Source organism: Leminorella richardii, assembly GCF_900478135.1.
Lineage (GTDB): Bacteria > Pseudomonadota > Gammaproteobacteria > Enterobacterales > Enterobacteriaceae > Leminorella > Leminorella richardii.
On sequence record NZ_LS483470.1, the window covers coordinates 3798552 to 3822984 of the forward strand.

Consider the following 24433-nt stretch of genomic DNA (forward strand, 5'->3'; position numbering starts at 1 on the left):
CGAACAACGCGTTGAACAAATTTAAATACCCACCGCTGACGTAGTGTCAGGATGATAAGACTCAGTCGCGACGACGATTAAGAGAGGTCGCTGACAACCACGAAGGCTATCAGCAAAAGGGAATAGCCTTAGAAGTTGAACTTAATAAAAAGATTATTGAGCCAGTATCGACTGGGAATGTCCAAAGCCTGTTGCCCCCGAAGGAAAATAGTGCGCGCATGTTACGCCTAGTGGAAAAAGGCTGTCAACCATTGAACAACATTTATCAGTCACTGGACGCTGTCGCAGAACCAATGATAGTTGGGAAAAATAATTTGTCCATCAAGTTGTTAGCTATTTTTCTGCGGGCGGTCGGCGCGGCGGTCACTACACAATGTTCGCCACAAAACCGAGCCCGCTAATAGCAAAATACAACGCGTTTAAAGCGTTTCAAGACGGGCGTAGGAGGCCACTAGCCATTTGATACCTTCCCCCTGAAAGGCTATCTGTAGGCGAGCATGCTCACCGCTACCCTCCAGATTGATGATAGTACCCTCGCCGAACTTAGGATGGCTCACTCTCTGCCCGAGACGGTAGCCGCTGTCGTTTTGGCTGATAGGCGTCCCCATACGGCTATGGCTAACCGGGCGAGACACGCTGGCGCGCAGCCTGACCTCTTCTATACACTCCTGCGGCAGCTCGCCGACAAAGCGCGACGGGCGATGATACACCTCTTTGCCGTACAGACGGCGCGTTTCAGCGTAGGTCAGCGTCAGCTTCTGCATTGCCCGCGTCACGCCGACATAGGCCAAGCGGCGCTCTTCCTCCAAACGCCCGCCTTCGTCCAGCGACATTTGGCTAGGGAACATACCCTCTTCCATACCAACGATAAACACCTGTTGGAACTCTAGGCCTTTCGCGGAGTGAAGCGTCATCAGCTGTACTGCGTCCTGATAGGCGTCGGCCTGCCCTTCTCCCGCCTCAAGGGCGGCGTGGGATAAAAACGCCTGCAGCGGCGTCAGATTCATATCCTCATCCTGAAAGCTAAACTGGCGGGTAGCCGTGACCAGCTCTTCCAAGTTTTCTACTCTAGCTTGGCCTTTCTCGCCCTTCTCTTCCTCGTACATCTGCCGCAGGCCGGAATCTCGGATCACACGGTCAGTCTGGACGTGCAGCGGCAGCTCGCCGGTTTCCCGGGTTAACGCTTCAATCAGCTCAATAAAGCGCTGTACGGCAGCAGCGGCTCGGCCAGCCAGCACCTTTTCGGAAAGCAGCGCGGCAGCGGCCTGCCATAGGGTGACCTGACGATCCCGGGCTGCATGACGAATAACGTCAAGCGAGCGATCGCCAATGCCGCGCGTCGGCGTGTTAACCACGCGCTCAAACGCCGCATCATCGTTAGGGTTAGCAATAAGCCGCAGGTAGGCCAGTGAGTCTTTGATTTCCTGACGCTCAAAGAATCGCATGCCGCCGTAGATACGGTACGGCATCGACGCTTGAAGAAGCGCCTCTTCCAGCACGCGCGACTGGGCGTTGCTGCGGTAGAGGAACGCACAGTCATTCAGCGCTCCGCCACCGTCCTGATAGGCTTTGACACGACTAACTACAAAGCGAGCTTCGTCCAGCTCGTTAAACGCGCAGTACAGTGAAATTGGTTCGCCTGCGTCCCCGTCGGTCCACAGCTCTTTCCCCAGACGACCGTCGTTATTGGCAATCAGGGCGTTAGCCGCAGTAAGGATATTCTTCGTCGAGCGATAGTTTTGCTCCAGCCGCACCGTTTGCGCACCGGGAAAATCGTCGAGAAAGCGCTGAATGTTCTCTACCTGAGCGCCGCGCCAGCCGTAAATGGACTGGTCGTCATCACCCACGATCATGACTTTGCCGGTCTCTCCTGCCAGCATGCGGATCCAGGCGTACTGAATGCGGTTGGTGTCCTGAAATTCGTCCACCAGAATGTTGGTGAACCGCTCGCGGTAGTGGTTAAGGATCTGCGGCTTGTGCAGCCACAGCTCGTGAGCGCGTAAAAGCAGCTCGGCGAAATCCACCAGCCCTGCGCGGTCGCATGCCTCCTGATAGGCCTGATAGATACGCAGCCAAGTGCCTTCAGTGAGATTACCGTAGGTTTCAACATGAGAAGGCCGTAGGCCATCGTCTTTTTTATTGTTGATGTACCACATTGCCTGACGAGGCGGCCACTGCTTTTCATCAAGATTCATGGCGCGAATAAGGCGCTTGAGCAGTCGCAGCTGGTCTTCACTGTCGAGGATCTGAAAATCCTGCGGCAAATTGGCGTCAAGATGGTGAGCACGCAGCAGTCGATGCGCTAACCCGTGAAACGTTCCGATCCACATGCCCCCCTGACTGGTACCGATCAGATGCTCAATGCGGTGACGCATCTCTGCGGCAGCCTTGTTGGTAAAGGTTACCGCCATAATTGAATAGGGAGAGCAGCGCTCAACGGACAGTAGCCAGGCGATGCGGTGCACCAGCACTCGTGTTTTTCCGCTACCGGCTCCGGCCAGCACCAGCATGTTGGTACGAGGAGCCGCCACGGCTTCGCGCTGTTTGTCGTTCAAGCTGTCGAGCAGGAGGGAAACGTCCATTCATTGCGCCATATATACTGGTAATTTATACAGAATTTATTTGATTATACCAACCGACACAGTGAATCCAATCGAGAAATTTCAATATGGGGTAATAAACGCGCGTCCGACACCTGCGTCAGGCTTTTATCGCGATCGTTGATCCAGCAGGCCTGAAGGCCGTGGCGCACCGCGCCAGCCACGTCGGTGGTCAGGTCGTCCCCCACATGCAGAATATACTCCGGCGCAACGTTTATCCTGCGGGCGGCGTTTAAATACATATCACCAAACGGTTTGGCTCTGCCGTCCGGCCCGGCGCGCAGCACCATTTGAAAATAGTCGCTCAGCCCAAACATTTGCGGATTAGCGTTGCCGTTAGTCACCGCCACCAGAGGAAAGCGCGTCGCCAGCAGGCTCAGCGTAGTATGTGTAGCCTCCGGGACTTCGATGCGACTGCGCCAGTAGCTGAAGTGCTCCATGGTCAGCGCCGCACCGTCTTCGGCTTCGCTTGAACTGTAGCCGTGTGTCAGCAGTGTCGCCTCAAATGCCCGCCGTCGCCACTCGCTAACGTCGTGATAGATATCCGGCTCGCGCTCCAGAAGCTCGCTGCGAATGCGGTTAAAACCGGCCCTATCAAGCGACGCAACGCGAGGAAAATGCTGCTGCATAAACTGAATGACTTCCGTCTCCGTCCGCTCTATTACCGGGCGGTTATCGTACAGCGTGTCGTCCAAATCGAACGTCATGGCCTTAATCGGACCAAGCGGTCGGTAAATGCGCATCAGGATTTCCCTCTTTTCGCTCTTGGATGAGCAGCATCATACACAGAGCTCAGGTGCTGAAAATCCAAGTGTGTATAAATCTGCGTAGTAGACAAACTGGCGTGACCAAGCAGCTCCTGAACGGCACGCAGATCGCCGCTAGACTCCAGCATGTGGGTGGCAAAAGAGTGCCGAAGCTTGTGAGGGTGCACATGACTACTAACACCCTGCTTGACACCCCACATCGCGAAGCGCTTTTCCACACCGCGCCCGGTAATTCTACGGCCCAGCTTGGATAAAAACAGCGCGTCGTCCGACGGTTCGTAAAACTCGCGCATTGGCAGCCAGCGGTTTAGCCACTCAAGAGCAACTCGGCCAATGGGCAGCTTGCGCTCTTTATTGCCTTTACCTAACACCCGCAGTTCACCCGCGTCCAGATTCACGTGACGGCAGTCGAGGCCAACCAGCTCAGACAGACGCAAACCGGCGCTGTACATCAGCTCCAGCATCGCTCTGTCGCGAACCGACAGCGGATCGTTAAAGTTAATGTCCAGCAGGTGGTCAACTTCGTCGACGTCCAAGTTCTTTGGCAGGTGCCGCCCCTGCTTCGGCGCCGAAACGCCTTTTGCCGGATTGGCATCAAGCTCACCGCGGCTAACCTGCCAGTCCAGACAGCGACGCAGAGCGGACAGGCGCTGCGCGAGGCTGGAAGACTCAAGGCCGGCTCGCTTGCTGCGCGTCACTAAAGAGCGCACGCCGGCTGCGTCTAGGTTTTTCCATTCGGTAGTGCCGGAATCCACCATGAATCCCATGATGGCCTGTAGCTGGCGCTGATAGCTGAAAAGCGTGTGAGGGCTTAGCCGCCGTTCAACGCGGAGATAGCGCAGAAAGGCGTCAACCGGCTCCTGAAGCGTGGCGGGAAAAGCGCGCTCGTCGCTCCCTGTCATTTTGGCTCAATCCAGTGCGCCAGCAGACCAGGCAGTAGCAGGCTCAGGTTTTCCAACAGCAGCGTCCCCATACCCTTTTGGTAGTGCTGAGGATCTCGGCTAATAAAGATCACCATGCCCAGATCGCCGCGCTTGCCCAGCATGGAAATCGCCACGGAGCCCACCATTTTGGCATCCGGCATCAACAATAAAATTTCAGGGCCGTTAAGCGGACCAAGATATTGATTCTGATCGCCGAATCGCTGAATGCGCAGCGGCTCAAAAGACTGACGTGGCAGAGCCAGATGGGTAAAGTCGGAGGGAGCCTCAAGGCGCCATTTTTCGTTAAACAGGCGGAGCGTCGCGCCTACCAGCCCCAAAGAACGTGCCCATTTTTGCAGGCGGTCTAGCAAATCCTGAAGGCTGTCGGACTGCACCAAATCACACTGGAGATTAATCAGGCGATTAAACAGCGCCTCGTTAGCCGAAGCCTGTTCCATCAGCAGAGTGATCTCTTCCTCTAGCTGCTGAATGTGATTTCGCTGGCGTCCTAGCTGCCACTCCACCAGCGATACGCTGTCCCTAACGGGGTGAGGAACACGCATCTGTTCAACCTGACGCGCGTTGCGAATAAAAAACTCCGGATTATTCAACAAATACTGGCTTACCTGCTCATCGCTTAATGCAACAAGTGTTGATTCGCCGTTTTCAGCCTGTTCGCTCATAAGTGAATAAACCCATCATAGACGTGGGTGGCTGGCCCAACCATATACAGTGGTTGCCCCGGTCCGGCCCAGCTAATTTGCAGCTCACCGCCCGGCAGAGCAACGTTAACCCGGTTATCCAATACCCCTGAATAATGCCGACAGCTACCGCCGCACAGGCGCCGCTGCCGCATGCCTGCGTCTCACCCGCGCCGCGTTCATAAACCCGCAGGCGGATACTTCCGCGATTGAGCACCTGCATAAAGCCGACGTTCACCCGTTCAGGGAAACGCTCGTGGCTTTCCAACAGCGGCCCCAGCGTTTCTACATCGGCAGTACTGACATCATCAACCTGAATCACGCAGTGAGGGTTGCCCATCGAAACGGCGCCGCATAACACAGTCCGTTCTTCAGCGCGGAGGATATAGGTTTTCTCCATTTTCGCTGCACGAAACGGAATATCGCCGGGCTCAAAGTTGGGAACGCCCATGTTCACCGTCACCATATCGTCTTCGCTGACGGTGAGAGTCATTCGCCCATTTTGCGTGCTAACGCGGATATCGCGACGATTAGTCAGCCCTTTCAGTCGAACAAAGCGGGCAAAGCAGCGTGCGCCGTTGCCGCACTGTGCCACTTCGCTACCGTCTGCGTTAAAAATTCGATAGTGGAAGTCCAGATCGGGGTCATAAGGCGCCTCGACGACAAGAAGCTGATCGAACCCAACGCCGCGATGGCGATCCGCCAGGCGTCGAATCAGCTCCGGCGAAAAGTAGACGTTTTGGGTTACGGCATCAACCACCATAAAGTCGTTGCCTAAGCCGTGCATTTTGGAGAATTGCATCTGTTACCCCACTTGTGACGGCGAATAACGCCTCGCCGTCGCTAAAATTTCATTTGTGCCGCGCACCCGAAAAACTCAGCGTCGGCGAAGCCGCAAAAGCGCTCCGCCGAACCGCTTATTTGATCAGGTGTTCACCGCGCCACAGGTCCTCAAAGCGCTCACGCTCGCGAACCAGATAAACCTGACTACCGTCAACCATCACCTCTGCCGGGCGACAGCGGGTGTTATAGTTCGAGCTCATAGTAAAACCATAGGCGCCCGCGCTTCTTACTACCAGTAGATCGCCCTGATTTAGCGTAAGATCGCGCTTTTTGCCAAGGAAGTCGCTGGTTTCACACACCGGCCCGACGACGTCATAGCTCTGGCGCTGCCCCTGAGGGTGCTCAACCACAGGGATAATTTTCATCCACGCCTCGTACAGCGCCGGACGAATCAGGTCATTCATGCCTGCATCAACGATAGCAAAGTGATGGTCGTCCTGTGTCTTCAGATACTCTACCGTCGTGACCATAATGCCTGCGTTGGCCGCAATCGCGCGCCCGGGCTCAAAGCATAGCTCCAAATCTTTTCGATGAGCCAGCTTCGCCAGCAGAGCAGAAGCATACTCTTTAGGCTCCGGCGGCGTTTCGTCGTCGTAACGCACGCCCAGACCACCACCCAAATCTAGATGATGGATATGAATGCCGTCTTCTTCCAGCTGATCCAGCAGCAGAAGCAGTCGGTCAGCAGCGTCCAGGAAAGGTGAAAGCTCCGTCAGCTGTGAACCGATATGGCAATCGACGCCGCGAACTTCAAGGTTCGGCATGTCGTTAGCCAGACGGTAAACGTCACGCGCCGTTTGGTAGCTGATGCCGAATTTGTTTTCTTTCAGTCCGGTAGAAATATAGGGGTGCGTTTTCGCGTCTACGTCCGGATTGATACGCAAAGAAACGGGAGCCTTAACGCCCATTTCTCCAGCAATCTGGTTGATGCGATGAAGCTCCGGTACAGACTCAACGTTGAAGCAGCGGATCCCTACTTCTAGCGCCCGACGAATTTCCCCTTCGGATTTTGCTACGCCGGAAAAGACTACTTTTGCTGCCTCGCCACCGGCGGCCAGCACGCGCTCAAGCTCGCCCTGAGACACAATATCAAAGCCGGACCCCAGACGCGCCAGCAGGTTTAAAAACGCCAGGTTGCTGTTCGCCTTAATCGCGTAGCAAACCAGATGAGGATGCCCCTCTAGCGCATCATCAAACGCTCGCCAGTGACGCTCGATTGTCGCCCGGGAATAAACGTAAAGCGGTGTACCAAAGCGTTCCGCAAGCGAGGCGACCGAAACGTCTTCCGCAAACAGCTGCCCGTCTTTGTAGTTAAAGTAGTCCATATGGGTTAATCCAACCTTAATTCTCGTGTCGGCCCGGCCGCGTTATGCGCCCTCCAACTTTATTACCAGTCTCCGGACGGCGTCGTCTCGGCTATCCTTACTATTAGTTTACTGTCGTTCCCGTGGTGCTTGAGCTCGTATCGCCTTCGCTAACGGCCTGAGAAACGTCCCGATCGGGAATCATAATGTCCTGAGTCGGCTCGTCAGGCGGCATGTAGAGAGGCCCTTTCAGGCCGCATCCGCCAAGCCAAAGAGTCGCCAGCACGACGAGTGAGCAGCGTAACGTTTTATTGATGCTTTTATTCATATAAAAAATAAGCCTGTGATTCATTTTGTCTAGCCCTCTATAATCGCAGCTGGATCACGAAAAGCAATAGGAATTCTGATTATGAACGACACTGAGTTTCATCGACTAGCCGATGCGCTTTTTCATCACGTTGAGGAATCCCTTGATAATTTTGACGGCGATGCCGACATTGATTATGAAATCAACGGTGGAGTGATGTCACTGTCTTTTGACAACGGCAGCAAAATTATCATTAATAAACAGGAAGCTATGCACCAAGTCTGGCTGGCAACCAAGAGCGGCGGCTACCACTTTGACTACCGCGATGGTCAGTGGCTGTGCGACCGCAGCGGCAGCTTGTTCTTCGTTCTTCTGTCTCAGGCGGCTACAGAGCAGGCCGGCGAGACGGTCGAAATCACTGAATAGCAGACACAAATAGTCATCTATTGCTGTCCAGTGTTATGATTTTTTTGTCTGCGGAGACAATAGCGTTTTCAGGCGCATTGTCCTGAACGGATCGGCGAGTCGCCGATCTGGCACGAGCAGTTTGGCCACAAGGCCCTAAGTCATTCCAAAGTACCTCAGCACGCTCTGCGTGCGACGCGCTAACGCGCTGAGTACGTTTTCACGCCTTAGGGATCGGCTTTATCGTATTGTCGCCGCAGACGCCTTCTTTAAGCATCAATGGGACAAGGAACCGACATTGGACGCGACCCGTGCCTGCCTGCTAGCGCTAGAGTTAATTGGCCGCTCCGACTGGAGTGCAGACAGAGAAATTCGCTGCCTGTATGCCCTCAGCAACCGCAGCGAGCGCCACTATCGCAAAATCGTTCTGACTAAGCGCGACGGCGGTTCTCGCGTTTTACACGCCCCCGGTTTTCTGCTGAAAACCGTGCAGCGCAACGTCGTTAAAAACGTCCTTTCTCACTTTCCCGTTTCCCCTTTTGCCACTGCTTACAGGCCGGGGAGCTCAACGCTTTGCAATGCCTCTCCTCACGTAGGGCGCAAGCAAATTTTAAAGCTCGATATCGAAAAGTTCTTCGACAACATCCGGTTTACTCAGGTTTATCGCCTATTCAACAAAACCGAACTGCCTGCGGGAGCCGTAACGCTGTTAACCCATCTTTGCTGCTACCGTGACGCCTTGCCACAGGGCGCTCCCACGTCGCCTGCGTTATCAAACCTCATCATGGCGCGCTTTGACGACCTGCTGGGAATCTGGTGCAAAGAGAGGGACATCGCCTACACTCGCTACTGCGACGACATGACGTTTTCTGGTGACTTTGACGCTCACCAAGTAACCAATAAAGTCCGCGGGCTGCTTAACGACATGGGGTTTACGCTTAACTCTCGCAAAAGCCGCCGGATCGCCCGAGGTAGCCAGCAGACAGTAACCGGCATCGTCGTTAACCACCGACCACAGCTTCCCTCTGAGTTTCGCCGGGCGCTTCGACAAGAGGTTTATTTTTGTCAGAAGTTCGGCATCGCCTCTCATCTAGAGCGAATTGGCTCATCTGAAACGCCGCTGCGCTATCTGCAATCGCTGCTGGGAAAAATCGCCTATCTCTTGCAGATAAATCCTGACGATGCTGAATTTCAAAGGGCAAAAGCCGCAATTGGTCAGTTGCTCAAAGCAGAAACGAGTTTATCTTACCGCGCGGATTAAAACGTATTGCTTAGCAGGATGTCTTTCTTGGTCAGCGGCACCGTCGGCGCGCTCAATGGAGAAATAGAGTTGCTGTTAAAGGGAATGACGCTTTCACCCTCAGCTCCGTCTTCGTGGACGATTTGATAAAACTGCGGCAGGTTAAAGTTTACCGAGCCAGAACCGTAGGTAAATCGCTCGTGCGAGGAGGCATAAAAGCGGCTTACATCGCACACCAGCTCGTCAATACAGCCTTGGCAGTTCAGATACACTTCCACCCGGTTCAACTCATCGAGAATAAATATGTTGAAGCCTTTCTCAGTATCCTCGAAGAAAAACTGAATGATCCCTTCGCTGGCAAAACCGTCGATAATTTCCGGCAGGTGCTGATGCTCTGACTTAGGCTCGACAGAGACGCCGTTCAGTTTGTTATTGGAGATAGCGCCGTAAAACTCCACCGCGTTCTCCAATTTTTGCACTGAAACGCTGAGGCGCTCAAAGAACAGCCCCCAGGTTTGGCCTGCAACGCGAATGGCCTTAAAGCGATTTGAGTCCTGACGCGTGCTCGACAGACGCAGGCTAATACACTCTGAAACCAGCTGCTGAAGACGGGTTTGGATCAGCCCGCGCAGGTGTTCACTGTAGCAGAACACGTCTACTGACTCTGGCGGCTCCGCGTCCTGATGCATTTTGCCCAGTATAGTTTTTAACGCTTCGATCACCGCCTGGCTGCTGTCAAAGTGCAGTGTGCGGATCTCGTTCCACGAGTTTCGATACAGCAGATCGACGCTGCCTATCAGGCACTGCTCTTGCCCACCAAAGCTCAGTACGTCGAGCTTGCCGAGATCAAACGACGGCGTATTTTCCTGTAGCAAAGAAGCCGTTGGATCGTTCTCAAGATTGACAATCAGCGCCAGATGGCGAATTTCACAGGGGCTATAGAGCGCCTTAGGCGTCGGTGCCGGAACCCGCAGAGGAAAATGCTTAGCGATGTCAGAAACAAACGCCTGTAGTTTGTCAGTATCACAGCACTGGCCGTTTTTAACGTGCAGATCAGTATCTGGCGTCAGCAGGCCGTTAAAGTAGCTCCACGCCACGAGCTTGCTTAAATAGCGGTTATATTCCAGCGGCTGGTGGCCAACAATGGCGTCAATGGTCGGCGACTGGTTATAAAGGTACCATCCCGCCCGGTTAGCGCGATCGACGGAAACCTGAATAAAGGTAAGAGCCTTTTCTGACAGGTCGGGTGAAATCTGGGGGTTAACCAACGTCACTTTTCCCGGAAGCGCCTCAAAGGCAGCGTAGAGCTTGCGGGTCAGCACGCCGATATCCTGCGGGCTGGCACTCACGCTTAGGTTATTGCGGCGGGCAAAGCGGATAAGGTTTCGGTAGCTTTGCATCAGCGCATCGAGAAGTTCGTTATTGGCCTCGCGCACGCGCTCAATTTTCCAGTGAGCGCGGTTGTCCAATACGTTTAGCTTCTCACAGCTCCAGCCCCACTCGCGAACCAGCTGGTTTAAAACTTCACGACGCCAGTTGCCCTGAGCGGGGATGTCCTGTGCTGGGATAGAAAGCTGCTCGCATATTTTCATGTAGAAGCAGCGACGCACCAGATCCAAACGGACATCGTCGCCAATAGCGATCAGATAGGTCGTCACCTTTTCCAACATCATGTAGTAGGAATCAAGGCTGAACGAGTCGAGATCGCCGTTGTGCAGCCGGCGCTTAATTTCCAGCGCCAGTAGTTGAGACTGCGGGTATTCCCAAGAGTATGCTTCCAGCAGCAGCGTTTTCAGAACAGCCTTGTAAGGCGAGTCGATGCTTTTATACAGCTGCCACAGGCTGGCGCCGAAGTACTCCTCTGCCGACAGGGCGCCCAGACCACCGAGGTCTATCCACTCATCGCGACGCAGTTCGCCGCTGGCAAAGAGCGCTGAAACATACTCTTCATAGTTCATTTCCATATCGCCTGGCACGATATTCCACAACAGCGGCTTTCCTGCCAGCCTGACGGCGCTGCGGTAAAATTCATCCAGCAGGAGAATATGCAGCGTAGAGCCGCAGTCTTCTGCATCAAGCTTGCCGCTCAGGTTTTGACGGAATCGGTTCTCGTCGATCAGGAAGAAGTTAACTTCAACGCCCAACGACGCAGCCCACTGCTCCAGCAGCAGGCACTTAGCCTGAAGAATGGTTCGCTCATTGCCGTTCAACCAAGACTGATGGCAGATCCAGATATCCAAGTCGGAATATCGACTCTGACCAACGGAAGAAGTGCTGCCCATGCTGTAAATGCCGGTAATAGGCAGATTTGCGCCAGCGCTGGGGGACAGGGGAATGTCGGTGGTTTTACAAAACTCGGCCAGATACTGACTCTGAAGGTCGGTCGGCGTGTAGCCACAGATACCGTTAGGAACAATACCGTCCTGATAGCCGGGCATATCGGGGTGATGATAGTGTAGAAAAATAGGCAGCAGCATATAGACCTGCCGGAATGCAGATCCCATATTCGCCATCGCACGCTCGGTACGCAGTTGATTCAACGTATCCAGGCGCTGCTTTAATACAGTGATATTAAGATGCAAGAGGATTTGCCTGATTCATTCCTACGGTATGCCGAAACCGCGTTCTGGTGCCGCCCCGTGCTGCAATATCACTCGCTCAATGAATGACCAGAAACGTGATCAATGTAACACCTTGCGCTCAGGGCGTAAAGATATTGCCCTCTACTCCGCCCGTCACTGCGCGATATTATTCATAAAGCAAATCTTTTCGCGATCTCTCAGAATGCTGTGAAAAATGGGAAACCGATTATATTTCAGCAGCAAGCACCGCTGAAAAGTGAAATTCGACGCAGTGATAATCTTCCCACTGCGCTGACACTTTGTGCACCAGCTGGTAGAATAGCGGCACAATAAAAAAGGTAATGATAAGCCATGTCTCAAAATACGATTCGCATTGCTACCCGCCAAAGCCCGCTGGCTCTCTGGCAGGCCCACTACGTTCGCGACCGCCTGCTGGCCTGCCACCCAGGCCTTAACGTCGAGCTGGTTACCATGATTACCCGGGGTGACATCATCCTCGACACGCCGCTGGCAAAAGTAGGCGGCAAAGGGCTGTTCGTTAAAGAGCTGGAAATGGCTCTTCTGGAAGGGCGCGCTGACATTGCCGTCCATTCAATGAAAGACGTTCCCGTCGCGTTTCCCGAAGGACTAGGTCTCGTCACTATCTGTGAGCGAGAAGATCCGCGCGATGCTTTTGTCTCTAACCGATTTAACTCTTTAGACGAGCTGCCAACAGGAAGCGTTGTCGGCACGTCTAGCCTGCGCCGCCAGTGCCAACTGCGAGCCCGGCGACCTGACCTTATCATTACCGACTTGCGCGGCAACGTCGGAACCCGATTGAGCAAACTGGATAACGGCGACTATGACGCCATTATTTTAGCCGCCGCTGGGCTAAAGCGCTTAAATCTCAATGAGCGTATTCGTGCCTATATGACGCCGGAAGAGTCACTGCCAGCAGTAGGTCAGGGCGCTGTTGGCATCGAATGTCGGCTTGACGATCGGGCAACGCGTGCGCTTCTGGCGCCGCTAAACCACAGTGAAACCGCTGTGCGTGTGCTAGCGGAGCGCGCCATGAACGCCCGCCTTGAAGGCGGCTGTCAGGTGCCTATCGGCAGCTACGCCATTCTAGAAGGCGATACGCTTTGGCTGCGCGCGCTGGTCGGTGAGCCGGACGGCAGTCAAATCGTACGCGGAGAACGTCGCGGGTCAGTAGATAGCGCAGAGCAAATGGGCATTGAGCTAGCCGAGGAGCTTCTGCAAAACGGCGCCGACAGCATCCTTAAGCGCCTGTATCAGGACAGCGAATCCTGATGATTCTGGTTACGCGCCCTTCCCCCGCCGGCGAACAGCTGGTTAAGCAGCTTATTGCTCTGGGAATGGACGCCTGCCATACACCGCTGATTTCGTTTGCTAAAGGAAGCGAGCTCGACCGGCTGCCTGAGTTTTTACGCCAGTTGGGTAACAGCGGTCTACTGATTGCCGCCTCTCAGCATGCCGTTGACTATGCCCAAAAAGAGCTCGAAGAACAAAATATCCCCTGGCCCTCTGGGATCGCCTATTTGGCCATTGGGCAGAAGACAGCATCGGCTCTTGAAGAGGCCAGCGGTTTTTCGGTTCACTCTCCGGAAGGTCGCGAAATCAGCGAGCAAATGCTAAAGTTACCTCAATTACAACGCGTTGCCGGAAAAGATATCGTTATCCTGCGCGGCAACGGTGGTAGAAATCTGCTGGCAAAAACGCTGACAGAACGCGGTGCGCGAGTCAGATTTTGCGAGTGCTATCAGCGCGTTCCTATCGCTTACGACGGCGACACGCTTTGTGAAAGCTGGCAGCTCGCGCAGGTAAATACGCTGGTGGTGACCAGCGGAGAAATGCTACAACAGATTTACGATCTGACACCCGGACGCCATCGTCATTGGCTCCTCAACCTCAGCCTGCTGGTCGTGAGTGAACGACTGGCCGAGCAGGCAGCGGTTTTGGGCTGGTCACGATGCCGGGTTGCAGATAATGCGGACAACGGCGCGCTGATTCGCGCGCTGCAATCATTTTAACTATGGGATGTGCCAAGATGACGGATTCAACGACCCCATCAGCACCGGCTGAACAGCACAGCAACGGCTCAGCTGAAAAAGAAACAGTAACTCAAACTTCCAGCGTCAGGCAGGGTGGCCGCGCGGGTGTTGCACTTGGCGCTATCGCCATTGCGTTAGTTATCGCCCTCGGCGGCGGCCTGTACTATCACGGACACCAGCAGGTAGCATCCCAAAAAGCGCTTGTAGCTCAACTTCAGTCACAGATCGACGCGCTGAAAGCGGGTCAGTCTAAAGAAGACGATCGTTTGGTCTCCTCGCAAAGCGCACTGACTGACCAGCTGAAAAGTACAGAGCAGAAGCTTGATGAACAGCGCCTGCAGCTAAGCTCGCAGTCTGCGACACTGGAAGCACTGCAAAGCCGAGTCACCACCATCGCCGCAAGCGATGCCAAGGTCTGGCACCTTTCTGAAGCTGACTTCTTAGTCAAAATGGCCGCCCGCAAGCTCTGGATAGAGCAGGACATTGCCACCGCTGTCAACATGCTGAAAAGCGCCGATAAGTCACTGGCGGAGCTGAACGATCCAAGTCTGAGTGAAGTGCGTCAGGCAATTATTCAAGACATCAACGCTATCTCCGGCGTCAGTCAGGTAGACTTTGACGGCATTGCTCTGACCCTGAACGAGCTGTCCGATCAGATAATGAACCTGCCTTCTGCCAGCACCGATTGGGATAATACGCCCATCAGTAAAGAAAGCACTGAAGTCACTACTGAGCTCAAAGACTGGCGCCAGAATCTGCAAAAAAGCTGGCGTAACTTTATGTCAGAGTTCATCACCATTCGTTCCAGAAACGTGCCGGAAAACGAGCTGACCAACCCTCTGTTAACCCCGGATCAGGACACCTATCTGCGCGAAAACCTGCGCCTCAAGCTGTTGATCGCCGCCAGAGCAGTATCGCGACATCAGGGCGCTATCTATAACCAATCGTTGGAGAGCGTATCTACTTGGGTTCGTGCCTACTTTGAACCCGATGCGGCCTCAACCAAAGCCTTCTTGGCTCAGCTAGACGAGCTAAGCCAGCAGTCAGTCAGCCTCGATCTTCCTAAAACGCTGAAGAGCCTGCCGCTGCTGGATGCTGCAATCAAAGCCCGTAGCCAGAACGCGCTGCAGTCTACCCCCGCCGCCGCTCCGGCTCCTGCCGCTAATCAGGAGGGCTAAGCATGGTTCGCCTACTATTCCTGCTGGTGGTTTTGGTTGCCGGTATCGCTCTGGGCCCGCTCCTTGCGGGCCATCAGGGGGCTGTGCTTATCCAGACTGACAACTACGATATAAAAATGAGCGTAACAGGTCTGGCGATTTCAATCGCTTTGCTGGTTATCGTTCTGTTCTGCTTGGAATGGGTGCTGCGCCGCCTTTTCCACACCAGCGCCCGCACCAAGGGCTGGTTTATCGGTCGTAAAAGCACTCGCGCTCGCAGGCAGACCCGAGCAGCCATGCTCAAACTGGCTGAAGGTGACTTCAGTCAGGTAGAAAAACTGCTGACCCGCAATGCCGATCACGCCGAGCAGCCAGTGGTCAACTATCTGCTGGCGGCAGAAGCTGCTCAGCAGAACGGCGACTCTCAGCGTATTAATGACTATCTGAACCGCGCAGCCGAGCTGGCCGATACCGATCAGCTGCCCGTCGATATTACCCGTGTCCGCATTCAGCTGGCGCAGGGGGAATATCACGCAGCCCGTCACGGCGTAGACGACCTGCTCAACGATGCTCCTCGTCATCCGGAAGTGCTGCGCCTAGCCCAGCAGGCCTACCTGAAAACCGGCGGCTATGCTTCACTGCTGGAAATCATTCCGTCGATAGAGAAAGTCAAACTTTACGACGAAGACACAATGGAAAGTCTGAAGCTGGAAGCCTACACAGGCCTGATGGCTCAGGCAATGTCAGAAGGCGGCAGTGAAGGACTGAGCCAGTGGTGGAAAGATCAGCCGAGAAAAGTCCGCAACAGCCGAGCGCTACAGATTGCGCTGGCCGAGCACTTCATCGACTGTGACGATCACGAGCAGGCGCAAAAGATCGTGTTGGACAGCCTGAGGCACCAGTATGACGACAGGCTGATTCTGCTTATTCAAAGGCTGCAAACCGGTAACCCGGCTCCGCTGGAAAAAGAGCTCAGACTGCAAATTCAAGAGCGCGGCGCAACGCCGCTGCTGAGTGAAACTCTGGGTCAGCTGCTAATGCAGCACGGCGAATGGGAACAGGCCTGTGATGCGCTTAAACAGGCGATTGAGCAGCAGCCTAACGCCAGAGACTATGCGCTGCTGGCCGACGCGTTGGACAAGCTGAACCGCACTCAGGAAGCCTCTCAGGCTCGCTGTCAGGGCCTGGCGCTTACGTTAAAATAGCCCACAGAAAAAGTCTGTACACAGATTAGGCGAGCCAAACGGTTCGCCTTTTTTATAGCTATTTTCACTGTGTCTGCCGAATTTTAGGCAAAAAAAAACACTTGCCTAAAAAGACAAGTGTGAGAAAAAAATCAGGTCAAAGGACAACATGGTGGTGTCTCACTCAACGTTATGCCTGATGTTTGATGACACTGTCATCATAAGCCAGACCATAGACACCCTAACTCGGCTCTGCATCATTCGATAGCTTATGAAGCGATCCTGGGATCGGCTGTCATAAATGGGTGAATGAGCATCTACGAGATAGATATTGCAGCTATCGTGCCAACTTGAGCGTTCTCCCACACATTTACAATCAACATACTGATATAAATAGCTTTTATATTCCTTTTAAAAAGATAGCATTCTCCACTTTATCTTCTCCTGTTTATAAAATTAGAGGAGATGTCTCTAAACAGAGACGACAAAAGGCCAATAAAAACTAAACAATAATAATCAATGAGTTATATGTCTTTAGATAACGACATGGCATGAATAGCAGTCAGTTCTATAGCAAGAAGGGGTTTCATGGGCTGCTCTTTCAAATGCTAGATCAAAGTCCAAGTTTAGAGTCCAGCTCATTTCCACTTCTCTACGCTATGGTTAGAGTGTTAATACGAACTGGTCTAGCATTCAGATTGTTATGTATGTACAGCAGCTCTTCTTCTATTCTGGATTTAGTGTTACTGACTCATATCGCCTATTCTTCAGTTACAGCTTAAAAGCCGTAAGCGGGGATAGTTTGTATAAGAAAGGAGGATCAATGAACTATAAAAAGTACAATGTTGATACATGGAATCGTCGAGAACATTTCTCATTTTATCGTCAACGTGTGCCGTGTGGATTTAGCTTAACGACCAAAATTGATATTACTGCGCTTCTATCGTTCTTATCTGAAACAAACTATAAATTTTATCCGACCATTATTTACCTTCTCACTAAGGTAGCTAATCAATATCCAGAATTTAGGCTAGCGATAAAAGATGAAGAATTGATTATTTGGGATAGCCTAGATCCTCTATTCACTATATTTCATCAAGAAACCGAAACATTCTCTGCAGTCTGGACACCATACTCATCAGATATCGCTTATTTTATGGCTGATTACATAGTAAATGTGGAACGCTATAAAAGTGACCTCGCTCTGTTCCCACAGGCGGAACAGCCGGGAAATTTTCTAAATATCTCATCATTACCCTGGACTAGCTTTGATAGCTTTAATCTAAATGTTGCAAACTTTACGGATTATTTTTCACCGATTATTACTATGGGAAAATATCAATCTGAAAGCGACAGGATCCTGCTTCCTCTTTCTATTCAGACACACCACGCAACGTGTGATGGTTTTCATGTAGCTCGGTTTTTGAATACATTACAAACACTGTGCAATCAGCCCCTGAGTGCAATAAAAGCATAGTCGTTAAGGTTAAGTGGCCAGACGAATAGGGAAATGTTTCAAAGAAATAATGCAATATGTCTCGTCACTCAAAGCGTAACAGCATACCTTAATTGAAGGACAACCACGCTTTATGGTTATTTTTTAGAACTAAGGGTGTAAACCAAGAGCGATGAGTACCTCTTCCTCATCTAACATTCACACTGTCTATTTAGACCAAACGCTCAGATATCAAAAAGCCCCTTAGGATATTTAATCGCTAAGGGGCTTTATGTAACTGCTTAATTTTTTGAGCTTAAGAGCCTCTATAAAAGCTCTCAGACTACGAATTGGTCGGCGAGAGAGGATTCGAACCTCCGACCCACTGGTCCCAAACCAGTTGCGCTACCAAGCTGCGCTACTCGCCGAATATACATCTTATTTGGTTTCTAACAGACAGCTTTGTGTGGTGCGAAGAGAGGGACTTGAACCCTCACGTCCGAAGGACACTAACACCTGAAGCTAGCGCGTCTACCAATTCCGCCACCTTCGCAATGTACACAAAACTCTTTAGGTAATGGGGTGGCTAATGGGACTTGAACCCACGACAACTGGAATCACAATCCAGGGCTCTACCAACTGAGCTATAGCCACCATAAATCTTTGCTCAACCTGGTATTTCAACCACCTTGGATCTTATCACGCCCTGCGCACTTTTAATGGCGCGCCCGACAGGATTCGAACCTGAGACCTCTGCCTCCGGAGGGCAGCGCTCTATCCAGCTGAGCTACGGGCGCGCAGCGCGCCGTTGCGGAAAGGATAGTACGGATTTAATCATCTTCTGTCTAGCCCTTTTTTCACTAATTTTTTTGTTTGCTCACTTCATCAGCGATTAGCGCAATTTTTTATCACAAACCGGCGATAAATTCGCTTCTAGTGGTAATTAATTTACTTTAATACCCATTTTTTACTTCCAGAAATCCCCAACCTCTTTTAAAGTCTCTTTAAGCAAGAAATAAAAATAATCTTGTCTATAACAGCAAACACCCCCTTCTGAACGGCCTGTGCGCTATTTCTACTCCAGCGCAGTGACAATATTGTCAATAAAAATGGTCACCAGAAGGGTCGGCTCGGAAAAACATCTATTTTAGGGATCGCCACAGTGAGTCATACAAATAAGCCTTTGCGCTTTATTCGGGGAAGTCTGGTTACTCAAATCCTTATAGGCCTCGTCGCCGGGATTATTCTTTCTTTAATTTCACCCTCAGCGGCTCAGGCCGTTGGGCTGTTGGGAAATCTGTTCGTCAGCGCATTAAAGTCCGTCGCGCCGATTCTGGTTTTCATTCTGGTAGCCTCCTCTATTGCTAACCACAAGCAAGGGCAGAAAACCAACATGAAGCCAATCATTATTCTGTACCTAATAGGCACTTTCTGCGCAGCACTGATTGCCGTTATCGGCAGCTTCCTGTTTCCTTCAACTCTGCTTCTGGCAACCAACGAAGCCTCTATCGCACCACCGGGAAGCGTAGTAGAAGTCCTGCACGCTGTGCTGTATAAAATGGTCGACAACCCCATCAGGGCGTTGATGGAAGCTAACTATATCGGCCTGCTGGTTTGGGGGATTGCACTGGGCGTCGCGCTTCGCCACGCGTCAGAATCAACCAAAACTGTTGTCAGCGATCTATCTTATGGCATTACCTTTATTGTTCGTTTGGTTATCCGCTTCGCGCCCGTTGGTATCTTTGGCCTGGTTGCTGCAACCATGTCCGATCCCAATGCCGGATTCTCAGCATTCCGCGGCTACGCTCACCTGTTAACTGTTCTGATCGGCTGTATGGCGCTTGTTGCTCTGGTGCTCAATCCGCTGATTGCCTATCTGGTTATGCGTGAAAATCCATATCCGCTGGTTTTCGCCAGCCTGCGCGACAGCGGTATCCCAGCCTTCTTTACTCGCAGTTCAGCGGCCAACATCCCCGTCAACATGGCTCTGTGCAAGCGCTTAAAGCTTAAGGAAGAAACCTACTCTGTCGCGGTTCCTCTAGGCACCGCCATCAACATGGCCGGTGCGGCAGTAACAATTACCGTTCTGACCCTTGCCGCAGTGCACACGCTGGGTATCGCTGTTGATATTCCTACGGCCCTACTGCTAAGCGTCATTGCCTCTGTCTGCGCCTGCGGCGCTTCTGGCGTAGCCGGCGGCTCTTTGCTGCTGATCCCAGTAGCGTGCAGCATGTTCGGTATTCCTAACGAAATCGCCATGCAGGTAGTTGCCGTTGGCTTTATCATCGGCGTACTGCAGGACTCCGTTGAAACCGCCATCAACTCCTCTACCGACGTTGTGTTTATCGGTGCGGTGTGTAAAGCGGAAGAGAAAAAAGAAGCTCTGCTGGAAACCTCTGATAAAGCGGTTGCTGAAGAGAGCTAGGCTCTGCAAGCATAAAGAGTAAAAAGCCCGTTTCAGTAATGAAACGGGCTTTTTTATACAAATGACACTGTGCTTATAGGCGATTAGTGTAGTGATAAATCACGTACTTAAGCAGCTTGGCCTGGCGACGCCAGCGCGTTGGCTGAGCCAGCAGCCGATACAGCCACTCTAGCCCCATATTTTGCCAGGCTTTCGGCGCGCGCTTAACGTGCCCGGTGAACACGTCATAGGTTCCGCCAACGCCCATGTACAGAGCATCTGGGTAGACATTTCGACAGTCGCGCATAAAGATTTCCTGCTTCGGCGAGCCCATCGCTACCGTCACAAACTTTGCTCCGCTGTCACGAATGCGTTCAAACAGCGCGCTGCGCTCTTCTGGCTTAAAGTAACCGTCCTGACTACCAACAATGTTCACCTGCCACTGGTCTTTCAGCTTCTGCTCAGTCTGTGCCAGAATCTCTGGCTTACCGCCAATCAGAAAAACCGGAATGTTTTTCTTTCCGGCCTTTTCCATCAGCGCTTCCCACAGGTCTGCACCAGCAATGCGCTGCATGTCTGCGTCAGGATACTTACGGCGAATAGAACGAACGATGCTGACGCCATCGGCATATTTGTACTCAGCCGCATCAATTAGCTCGCGCAGGGCCTTATCCTGCTCCGCAGTCATCACTTTCTCTGCGTTAATGGCAATGAGCGTTCCGGTTTTCAGAGAGCCTTCATCAAAAAGATGATCGACAAACTGGGCCATATTTCGAAAGCCCCAAATATCAATACCGCGAATACTGTACTTAAGCGTACCCACTTACTCTCTCCTACACTACTTCTGCTTTATCAACCTTTGTCTGCCCGGAGGACAAAGAACCGCGCACCCGCTGTCGGATCATGCCGCAGACGTCAAAAGCCCAGTACAACAGCTTGGCCATAATCAGGCAAAGCGCAAAAATAAGGCCAAAGAAAACGACTCTCGACACAAAAGAGTCCAGCCCTTCTCTGGCCAGAACAATGATATTAAACACCGCCCCAAAACAGAACGCCTGCATAATGGCGCCCTTATAGCGGTTAGTCTCGGCTTTCCCTTTTTCGTAAATCCAGTCGAACCACTTAACGATAAGCCCGACCAGCAGCGCACCCAGAGGAATAAACCAGATACCGCCCATAACAACCAGCGATCCGATAAGCGTCGGCGAAATGGCTAGCCCCGCATGATAGTTAAGCACTTCCCAGGTAAAATAGTTAGCGGTATTCACCACCAGATTCGGCCGGTCAGGCCACACCCAGCTGGGAATAAAAACGTAAAAATCGCGCACAATAGGCGCCAACCCTTGGAACTCTATCTTGTCATAGTTTTGCAGCAGCAGCGCCAGGTTCTCCCAAGGGGAGAAGGTATCCCGCGTCAGGTACAGGAAAGTATAGAACGCCTCTGCCCCAGTGACATTCATTCCGTATCGCTTAAGCGCCAGCCAGAACATGCCGACAACGCCAACAACGCCGGCCATGACCAGCATCCAAAGAGTAATGTGGCCACGGGCAATGCCAATAAACAGGAACAGCGAGAAGGCAATCAGAATATTTGCCCGCGTCCCGCCAACCACGACGTAGGTCAAAATGCCAAACGCCACGGTGGAAATCAGAAACAGGAACCAGCTGCGCGTGTTTTCCTTAAGGAAATAGACAATCAGCATGGCCGGAATAAAAAAGTAGAAAAAGCGCTTAAGGGCTACACCAGAAACGTCACTGGAAAAGATCTGGCTATATTTTTCCAGCTTAAACAGCAAGAAGCCGTTTTGTAAAAAGAAAATGCCCACGGTCGCAATAGCCACCAAGGCCAGCATCATCCACGTCAGATTGGTCTCTACTCGGTTCATGGTAAACAGCGCGGGTCTCGGTGTCGCGCTCGCCTTTACCAGTCTGGTTTTATAACAAACATAGTAAATCGCATAAAAACAGGTAGATGACAGCAGCGCATTAAGTAAAGAGTCAACTTCAACCACCTGGACGTCAAACTGAAACACCAGCAAACAGGTCAGCGGAAAACCAAAGTAAAACGTTAACAAATACAGCAGAGAAAACAGAACGTTAAAGTTAAATTTTACCCGCCTAAACTCTTTGTAAGTGAGCGTTAAAATAAAGCAGAGTGAAATAAGATAAACGGCGAATAGCCCACCAAACTGCGCTAACTCCATTATCCCTCCCCCACTGCAATCGCCAGCGCCTGCTTCCAGCCGTCAACATAGTTTGGATTAAAAAACGCAATCTGACTTTTGTCGACCTCAGACATGCGCCCTTTCGCCTCACTCACTTTATCCACATCAAGATCGTCGCCATAGAAGACAAACGGCACCCCCTGCTCCTGCAGGTCGTGCCAGAACGGATTATGTCGACTGATAACAAAGGGAACACCGCTTTGAATCAGCAGACACAGGGTACCAATTCCCTGCTGGCGATTAAAAATAAAGTAGCCAAGGCTACAGTTTGCCAGCATCGTTAAATAGTCATCAAAGGGAATTTGTTCCGTCAGCAGAGTCACCTGCCCTTGAGGAAACAGCGCGGCCGATTTTTCCGCAATCTCATCGATATAGGTTTGATTATTTTTCGGATAGCCCAGCGGCACCAGCACGTTAAGATCCTGCATCTCACCAAAACGGCGATGAATGTCTTCCAATGCTTCAACGTGCCTATTGGTTCGGTCTCCCGAGTTACCGACCAGAATCGTCAGCTTTTTACTGCTCAAACTGTCCGGAGAGGGCGGGCAATAGTCTGGATTCATGCGAGTAGGGAAATAGAGCAGCGAGCTGGGAACGTCAGAGTGCCTAGCTGCGTAGTGAAGCAAATCACCGCGCGTGGCGAATACGTGACCAACTTTCCCTTGTGCGAGTCGGCGCAGCCGATAAAACAGGCGAAACTTTATGCTTTGAGAGTCTTCATACAGGTCAGCGCCCCAAATGTGCCAGCTCACCCTCTGGGCAGGGATCTGATTAAGTAACAGCGCTAGCCACAGGCGAGCGTTGAACTGACCGTGAAACAGAAAGCGGGCATTTTTATCCGCTTTGGCGCGTGAAATAACGGCTTTGGCTAGGCTGGCCTTATTCTCATAGCGCTCAATCGTTAAACGTTCAAATTCCGCAAACGGCGCGCCGTCCTTCGCCGCCACCATAAAGTGTGTCGCCATCTCTGACGACGCCAGTTCGTCATTAAAAAAGCGCAATACTGTCGCGTTATGATGAGGAATATCGGAACCCAAAATATGAATCAACGTTGTCATGACCGTCCACGATAAATAAGGAAAACGCTGCTGCAAAGCATAAAGTAAATGATATAGGTCGCCATATAGGACTGTGCCGCGCCTACCGCGCCGTTCATAGGTATAAGGTAGTGAGAAAAACCGGTCAGCAGGGCAAACTGACTCACCTCAGTTAAGACATAGAAGCGCAGAGACGCTTTGGCAATCACCAGATAGCCAAACACGTATGAACCCACTTTCAGCACATCACCCACCAGCTGCCAGGCAAACAGATCCCTCATAGAGACAAACTGACTGGAAAACAGCAGCCAGATGGCAAAGTCTCTTAGCAGCCACACCGTAAAGCTTACAGCAGCGACGGCGGGCAGCACAAAACGCAATGAGCGAAAAATCTCTCTGGAAATATCCCGCTTTTCCGTCAGCTTTGACAGTGTCGGCAGCAGATAAACGGTAAATGAGGCGGTAATAAACTGCAGATAGGCGTCAGAAATACTGCTTACCCCCTGCCAAATACCCACTTCATCCCAGCTGTACTGTTCCGCCAGAAGGTTTCGCATTATCACGTAGGCCACCGGCAGCGTCACTGACGTAATCAGCGCCATAACGGTGAACTTACCGAGATTGCTCGCCATGGCCTTATCCCAAGCGGGCTTGAGATAGCTCAGCGGCATAGGGCTGCGCCGATACAGAATGATACCCGCAGGAAGCACCGTCAACGCGGGAACTAACGCCAACCCCGCCAGAGCGCCCTTGTAGCCACCAAACCAGTAACAGGCAATGTAGCCAATAACCCCAAGCAGACTACCTCCGATAACCCCCAGCGCGTTGCCCATCGCGTCGCGATAGCCTTTGAGGATCGCCAAAAAGAAGTTGGCATAGGCAATGCCCATCTGAATAAAGGCTACCGCCCAAACTACGTCAAGATATCGGGTATGGCCAAACAGCCCTTGGCTTATGGGTTCAGCAAACAGGATGAAAACGACCGCCAGCAGCGTCGAAAAGCCTAAAATCAGACTGGCAGATGTCCCCACGGCTTTACGCAGCTGGGACGGGTCTTGTTGATACTGGGCAACGTAGCGCGTCACACCGTTAAAAATACCGGCACCGGACAGAACCCCCAGCACCGTAATCAGCTGCCTGAAGTTCCCCGCCTGCCCCACACCGCTGGGGCCGAACGATACCGCCAGCAGCTTAACGATCAGCAGCCCTACGCCAATTTTTATCAGCGTAGAGCCAGCGGTCCATATTGATGCCTTAGCCAGGGACAT

The 24433-nt window shown here is 52.2% G+C and carries 19 protein-coding genes, 4 tRNA genes and 1 pseudogene; 8 read left to right on the plus strand and 16 right to left on the minus strand.

Annotated features, from left to right (window positions below):
* Positions 1-419 precede the first annotated feature (419 nt).
* The 7 genes and pseudogenes from uvrD to lptM all read right to left on the minus strand — a co-directional run bounded on the left by uvrD (position 420) and on the right by lptM (position 7466).
* Complete coding sequence (uvrD, locus tag DQM29_RS17225) at positions 420-2582, minus strand: DNA helicase II (RefSeq protein ID WP_111741812.1); 2163 nt, start codon at positions 2580-2582, stop codon at positions 420-422.
* Positions 2583-2626: 44 nt separating this feature from the next.
* On the minus strand, positions 2627-3343 hold the full coding sequence (yigB, locus tag DQM29_RS17230) for a 5-amino-6-(5-phospho-D-ribitylamino)uracil phosphatase YigB (protein ID WP_111741813.1): 717 nt from the start codon (positions 3341-3343) through the stop codon (positions 2627-2629).
* Positions 3343-4269 (minus strand): tyrosine recombinase XerC, encoded by a 927-nt coding sequence (gene xerC, locus DQM29_RS17235; protein ID WP_111741814.1) that lies wholly within the window; start codon positions 4267-4269, stop codon positions 3343-3345. The genes yigB and xerC overlap by 1 nt, the downstream gene beginning before the upstream one ends.
* The gene (locus DQM29_RS17240) at positions 4266-4973 is read right to left on the minus strand and encodes a DUF484 domain-containing protein (RefSeq protein WP_111741815.1); all 708 of its coding nucleotides are present in this window, start codon (positions 4971-4973) and stop codon (positions 4266-4268) included. The genes xerC and DQM29_RS17240 overlap by 4 nt, the downstream gene beginning before the upstream one ends.
* Positions 4970-5793: pseudogene (gene dapF, locus DQM29_RS17245) on the minus strand (diaminopimelate epimerase). The gene DQM29_RS17240 and the pseudogene dapF overlap by 4 nt, the downstream one beginning before the upstream one ends.
* Before the next feature lie 115 nt (positions 5794-5908).
* Positions 5909-7159 (minus strand): diaminopimelate decarboxylase, encoded by a 1251-nt coding sequence (lysA, locus tag DQM29_RS17250; protein WP_111741816.1) that lies wholly within the window; start codon positions 7157-7159, stop codon positions 5909-5911.
* 103 nt (positions 7160-7262) lie between these two features.
* Positions 7263-7466, minus strand: coding sequence for an LPS translocon maturation chaperone LptM (gene lptM / locus DQM29_RS17255; RefSeq protein WP_111742144.1), 204 nt, complete (start codon positions 7464-7466; stop codon positions 7263-7265).
* 81 nt (positions 7467-7547) lie between these two features.
* On the opposite strand from lptM, the gene cyaY reads away from it, so the two are divergent.
* Positions 7548-7871 carry an iron donor protein CyaY gene (gene cyaY / locus DQM29_RS17260; RefSeq protein WP_111741817.1) on the plus strand — a complete coding sequence of 108 codons (324 nt, stop codon included), beginning with the start codon at positions 7548-7550 and terminating at the stop codon, positions 7869-7871.
* Between the two features lie 169 nt (positions 7872-8040).
* Positions 8041-9111, plus strand: coding sequence for a reverse transcriptase family protein (locus DQM29_RS17265; RefSeq protein WP_232054935.1), 1071 nt, complete (start codon positions 8041-8043; stop codon positions 9109-9111).
* Here DQM29_RS17265 and DQM29_RS17270 read toward each other — a convergent pair.
* On the minus strand, positions 9108-11672 hold the full coding sequence (locus tag DQM29_RS17270) for a class I adenylate cyclase (protein ID WP_111741819.1): 2565 nt from the start codon (positions 11670-11672) through the stop codon (positions 9108-9110). The genes DQM29_RS17265 and DQM29_RS17270 overlap by 4 nt on opposite strands.
* Before the next feature lie 351 nt (positions 11673-12023).
* Here DQM29_RS17270 and hemC point away from each other — a divergent pair, with 351 nt between their 5' ends.
* From hemC to catA, 5 genes are all read left to right on the plus strand, one after another.
* Positions 12024-12962 carry a hydroxymethylbilane synthase gene (hemC, locus tag DQM29_RS17275; RefSeq protein WP_111741820.1) on the plus strand — a complete coding sequence of 313 codons (939 nt, stop codon included), beginning with the start codon at positions 12024-12026 and terminating at the stop codon, positions 12960-12962.
* Complete coding sequence (hemD, locus tag DQM29_RS17280) at positions 12959-13702, plus strand: uroporphyrinogen-III synthase (RefSeq protein WP_111741821.1); 744 nt, start codon at positions 12959-12961, stop codon at positions 13700-13702. Before hemC ends, hemD begins: the two co-directional genes overlap by 4 nt.
* 17 nt (positions 13703-13719) lie before the next feature.
* Positions 13720-14901 (plus strand): uroporphyrinogen-III C-methyltransferase, encoded by a 1182-nt coding sequence (hemX, locus tag DQM29_RS17285; RefSeq protein ID WP_111742145.1) that lies wholly within the window; start codon positions 13720-13722, stop codon positions 14899-14901.
* Between the two features lie 2 nt (positions 14902-14903).
* Positions 14904-16085, plus strand: coding sequence for a protoheme IX biogenesis protein HemY (hemY, locus tag DQM29_RS17290; protein ID WP_111741822.1), 1182 nt, complete (start codon positions 14904-14906; stop codon positions 16083-16085).
* A gap of 802 nt (positions 16086-16887) precedes the next feature.
* Positions 16888-17541: a type A chloramphenicol O-acetyltransferase gene (catA, locus tag DQM29_RS17295; RefSeq protein ID WP_111741823.1), complete on the plus strand. Its 654-nt coding sequence runs from the start codon at positions 16888-16890 to the stop codon at positions 17539-17541.
* A gap of 309 nt (positions 17542-17850) precedes the next feature.
* Here the strand turns inward: catA and DQM29_RS17300 are convergent.
* The 4 genes from DQM29_RS17300 to DQM29_RS17315 form a co-directional block, all read right to left on the minus strand.
* Positions 17851-17927, minus strand: a tRNA-Pro gene (locus DQM29_RS17300).
* A 39-nt stretch (positions 17928-17966) separates the two neighbouring features.
* Positions 17967-18052: transfer RNA gene (locus DQM29_RS17305), tRNA-Leu, on the minus strand.
* A gap of 25 nt (positions 18053-18077) precedes the next feature.
* Positions 18078-18153, minus strand: a tRNA-His gene (locus tag DQM29_RS17310).
* 66 nt (positions 18154-18219) lie between these two features.
* A tRNA-Arg gene (locus DQM29_RS17315) sits at positions 18220-18296 on the minus strand.
* A gap of 365 nt (positions 18297-18661) precedes the next feature.
* On the opposite strand from DQM29_RS17315, the gene sstT reads away from it, so the two are divergent.
* Positions 18662-19924 (plus strand): serine/threonine transporter SstT, encoded by a 1263-nt coding sequence (sstT, locus tag DQM29_RS17320; RefSeq protein WP_111741824.1) that lies wholly within the window; start codon positions 18662-18664, stop codon positions 19922-19924.
* Positions 19925-19997: 73 nt separating this feature from the next.
* On the opposite strand, the gene wecG is transcribed toward sstT, so the two are convergent.
* From wecG to wzxE, 4 genes are read right to left on the minus strand one after another with little or no spacing between them, the layout of a single operon-like run.
* The gene (wecG, locus tag DQM29_RS17325; protein ID WP_232054936.1) at positions 19998-20726 is read right to left on the minus strand and encodes a lipopolysaccharide N-acetylmannosaminouronosyltransferase; all 729 of its coding nucleotides are present in this window, start codon (positions 20724-20726) and stop codon (positions 19998-20000) included.
* A gap of 10 nt (positions 20727-20736) precedes the next feature.
* Positions 20737-22107 (minus strand): ECA oligosaccharide polymerase, encoded by a 1371-nt coding sequence (wzyE, locus tag DQM29_RS17330; protein ID WP_111741825.1) that lies wholly within the window; start codon positions 22105-22107, stop codon positions 20737-20739.
* On the minus strand, positions 22107-23186 hold the full coding sequence (locus DQM29_RS17335; protein WP_111741826.1) for a TDP-N-acetylfucosamine:lipid II N-acetylfucosaminyltransferase: 1080 nt from the start codon (positions 23184-23186) through the stop codon (positions 22107-22109). Before DQM29_RS17335 ends, wzyE begins: the two co-directional genes overlap by 1 nt.
* Complete coding sequence (gene wzxE / locus DQM29_RS17340) at positions 23183-24433, minus strand: lipid III flippase WzxE (protein WP_111741827.1); 1251 nt, start codon at positions 24431-24433, stop codon at positions 23183-23185. The genes DQM29_RS17335 and wzxE overlap by 4 nt, the downstream gene beginning before the upstream one ends.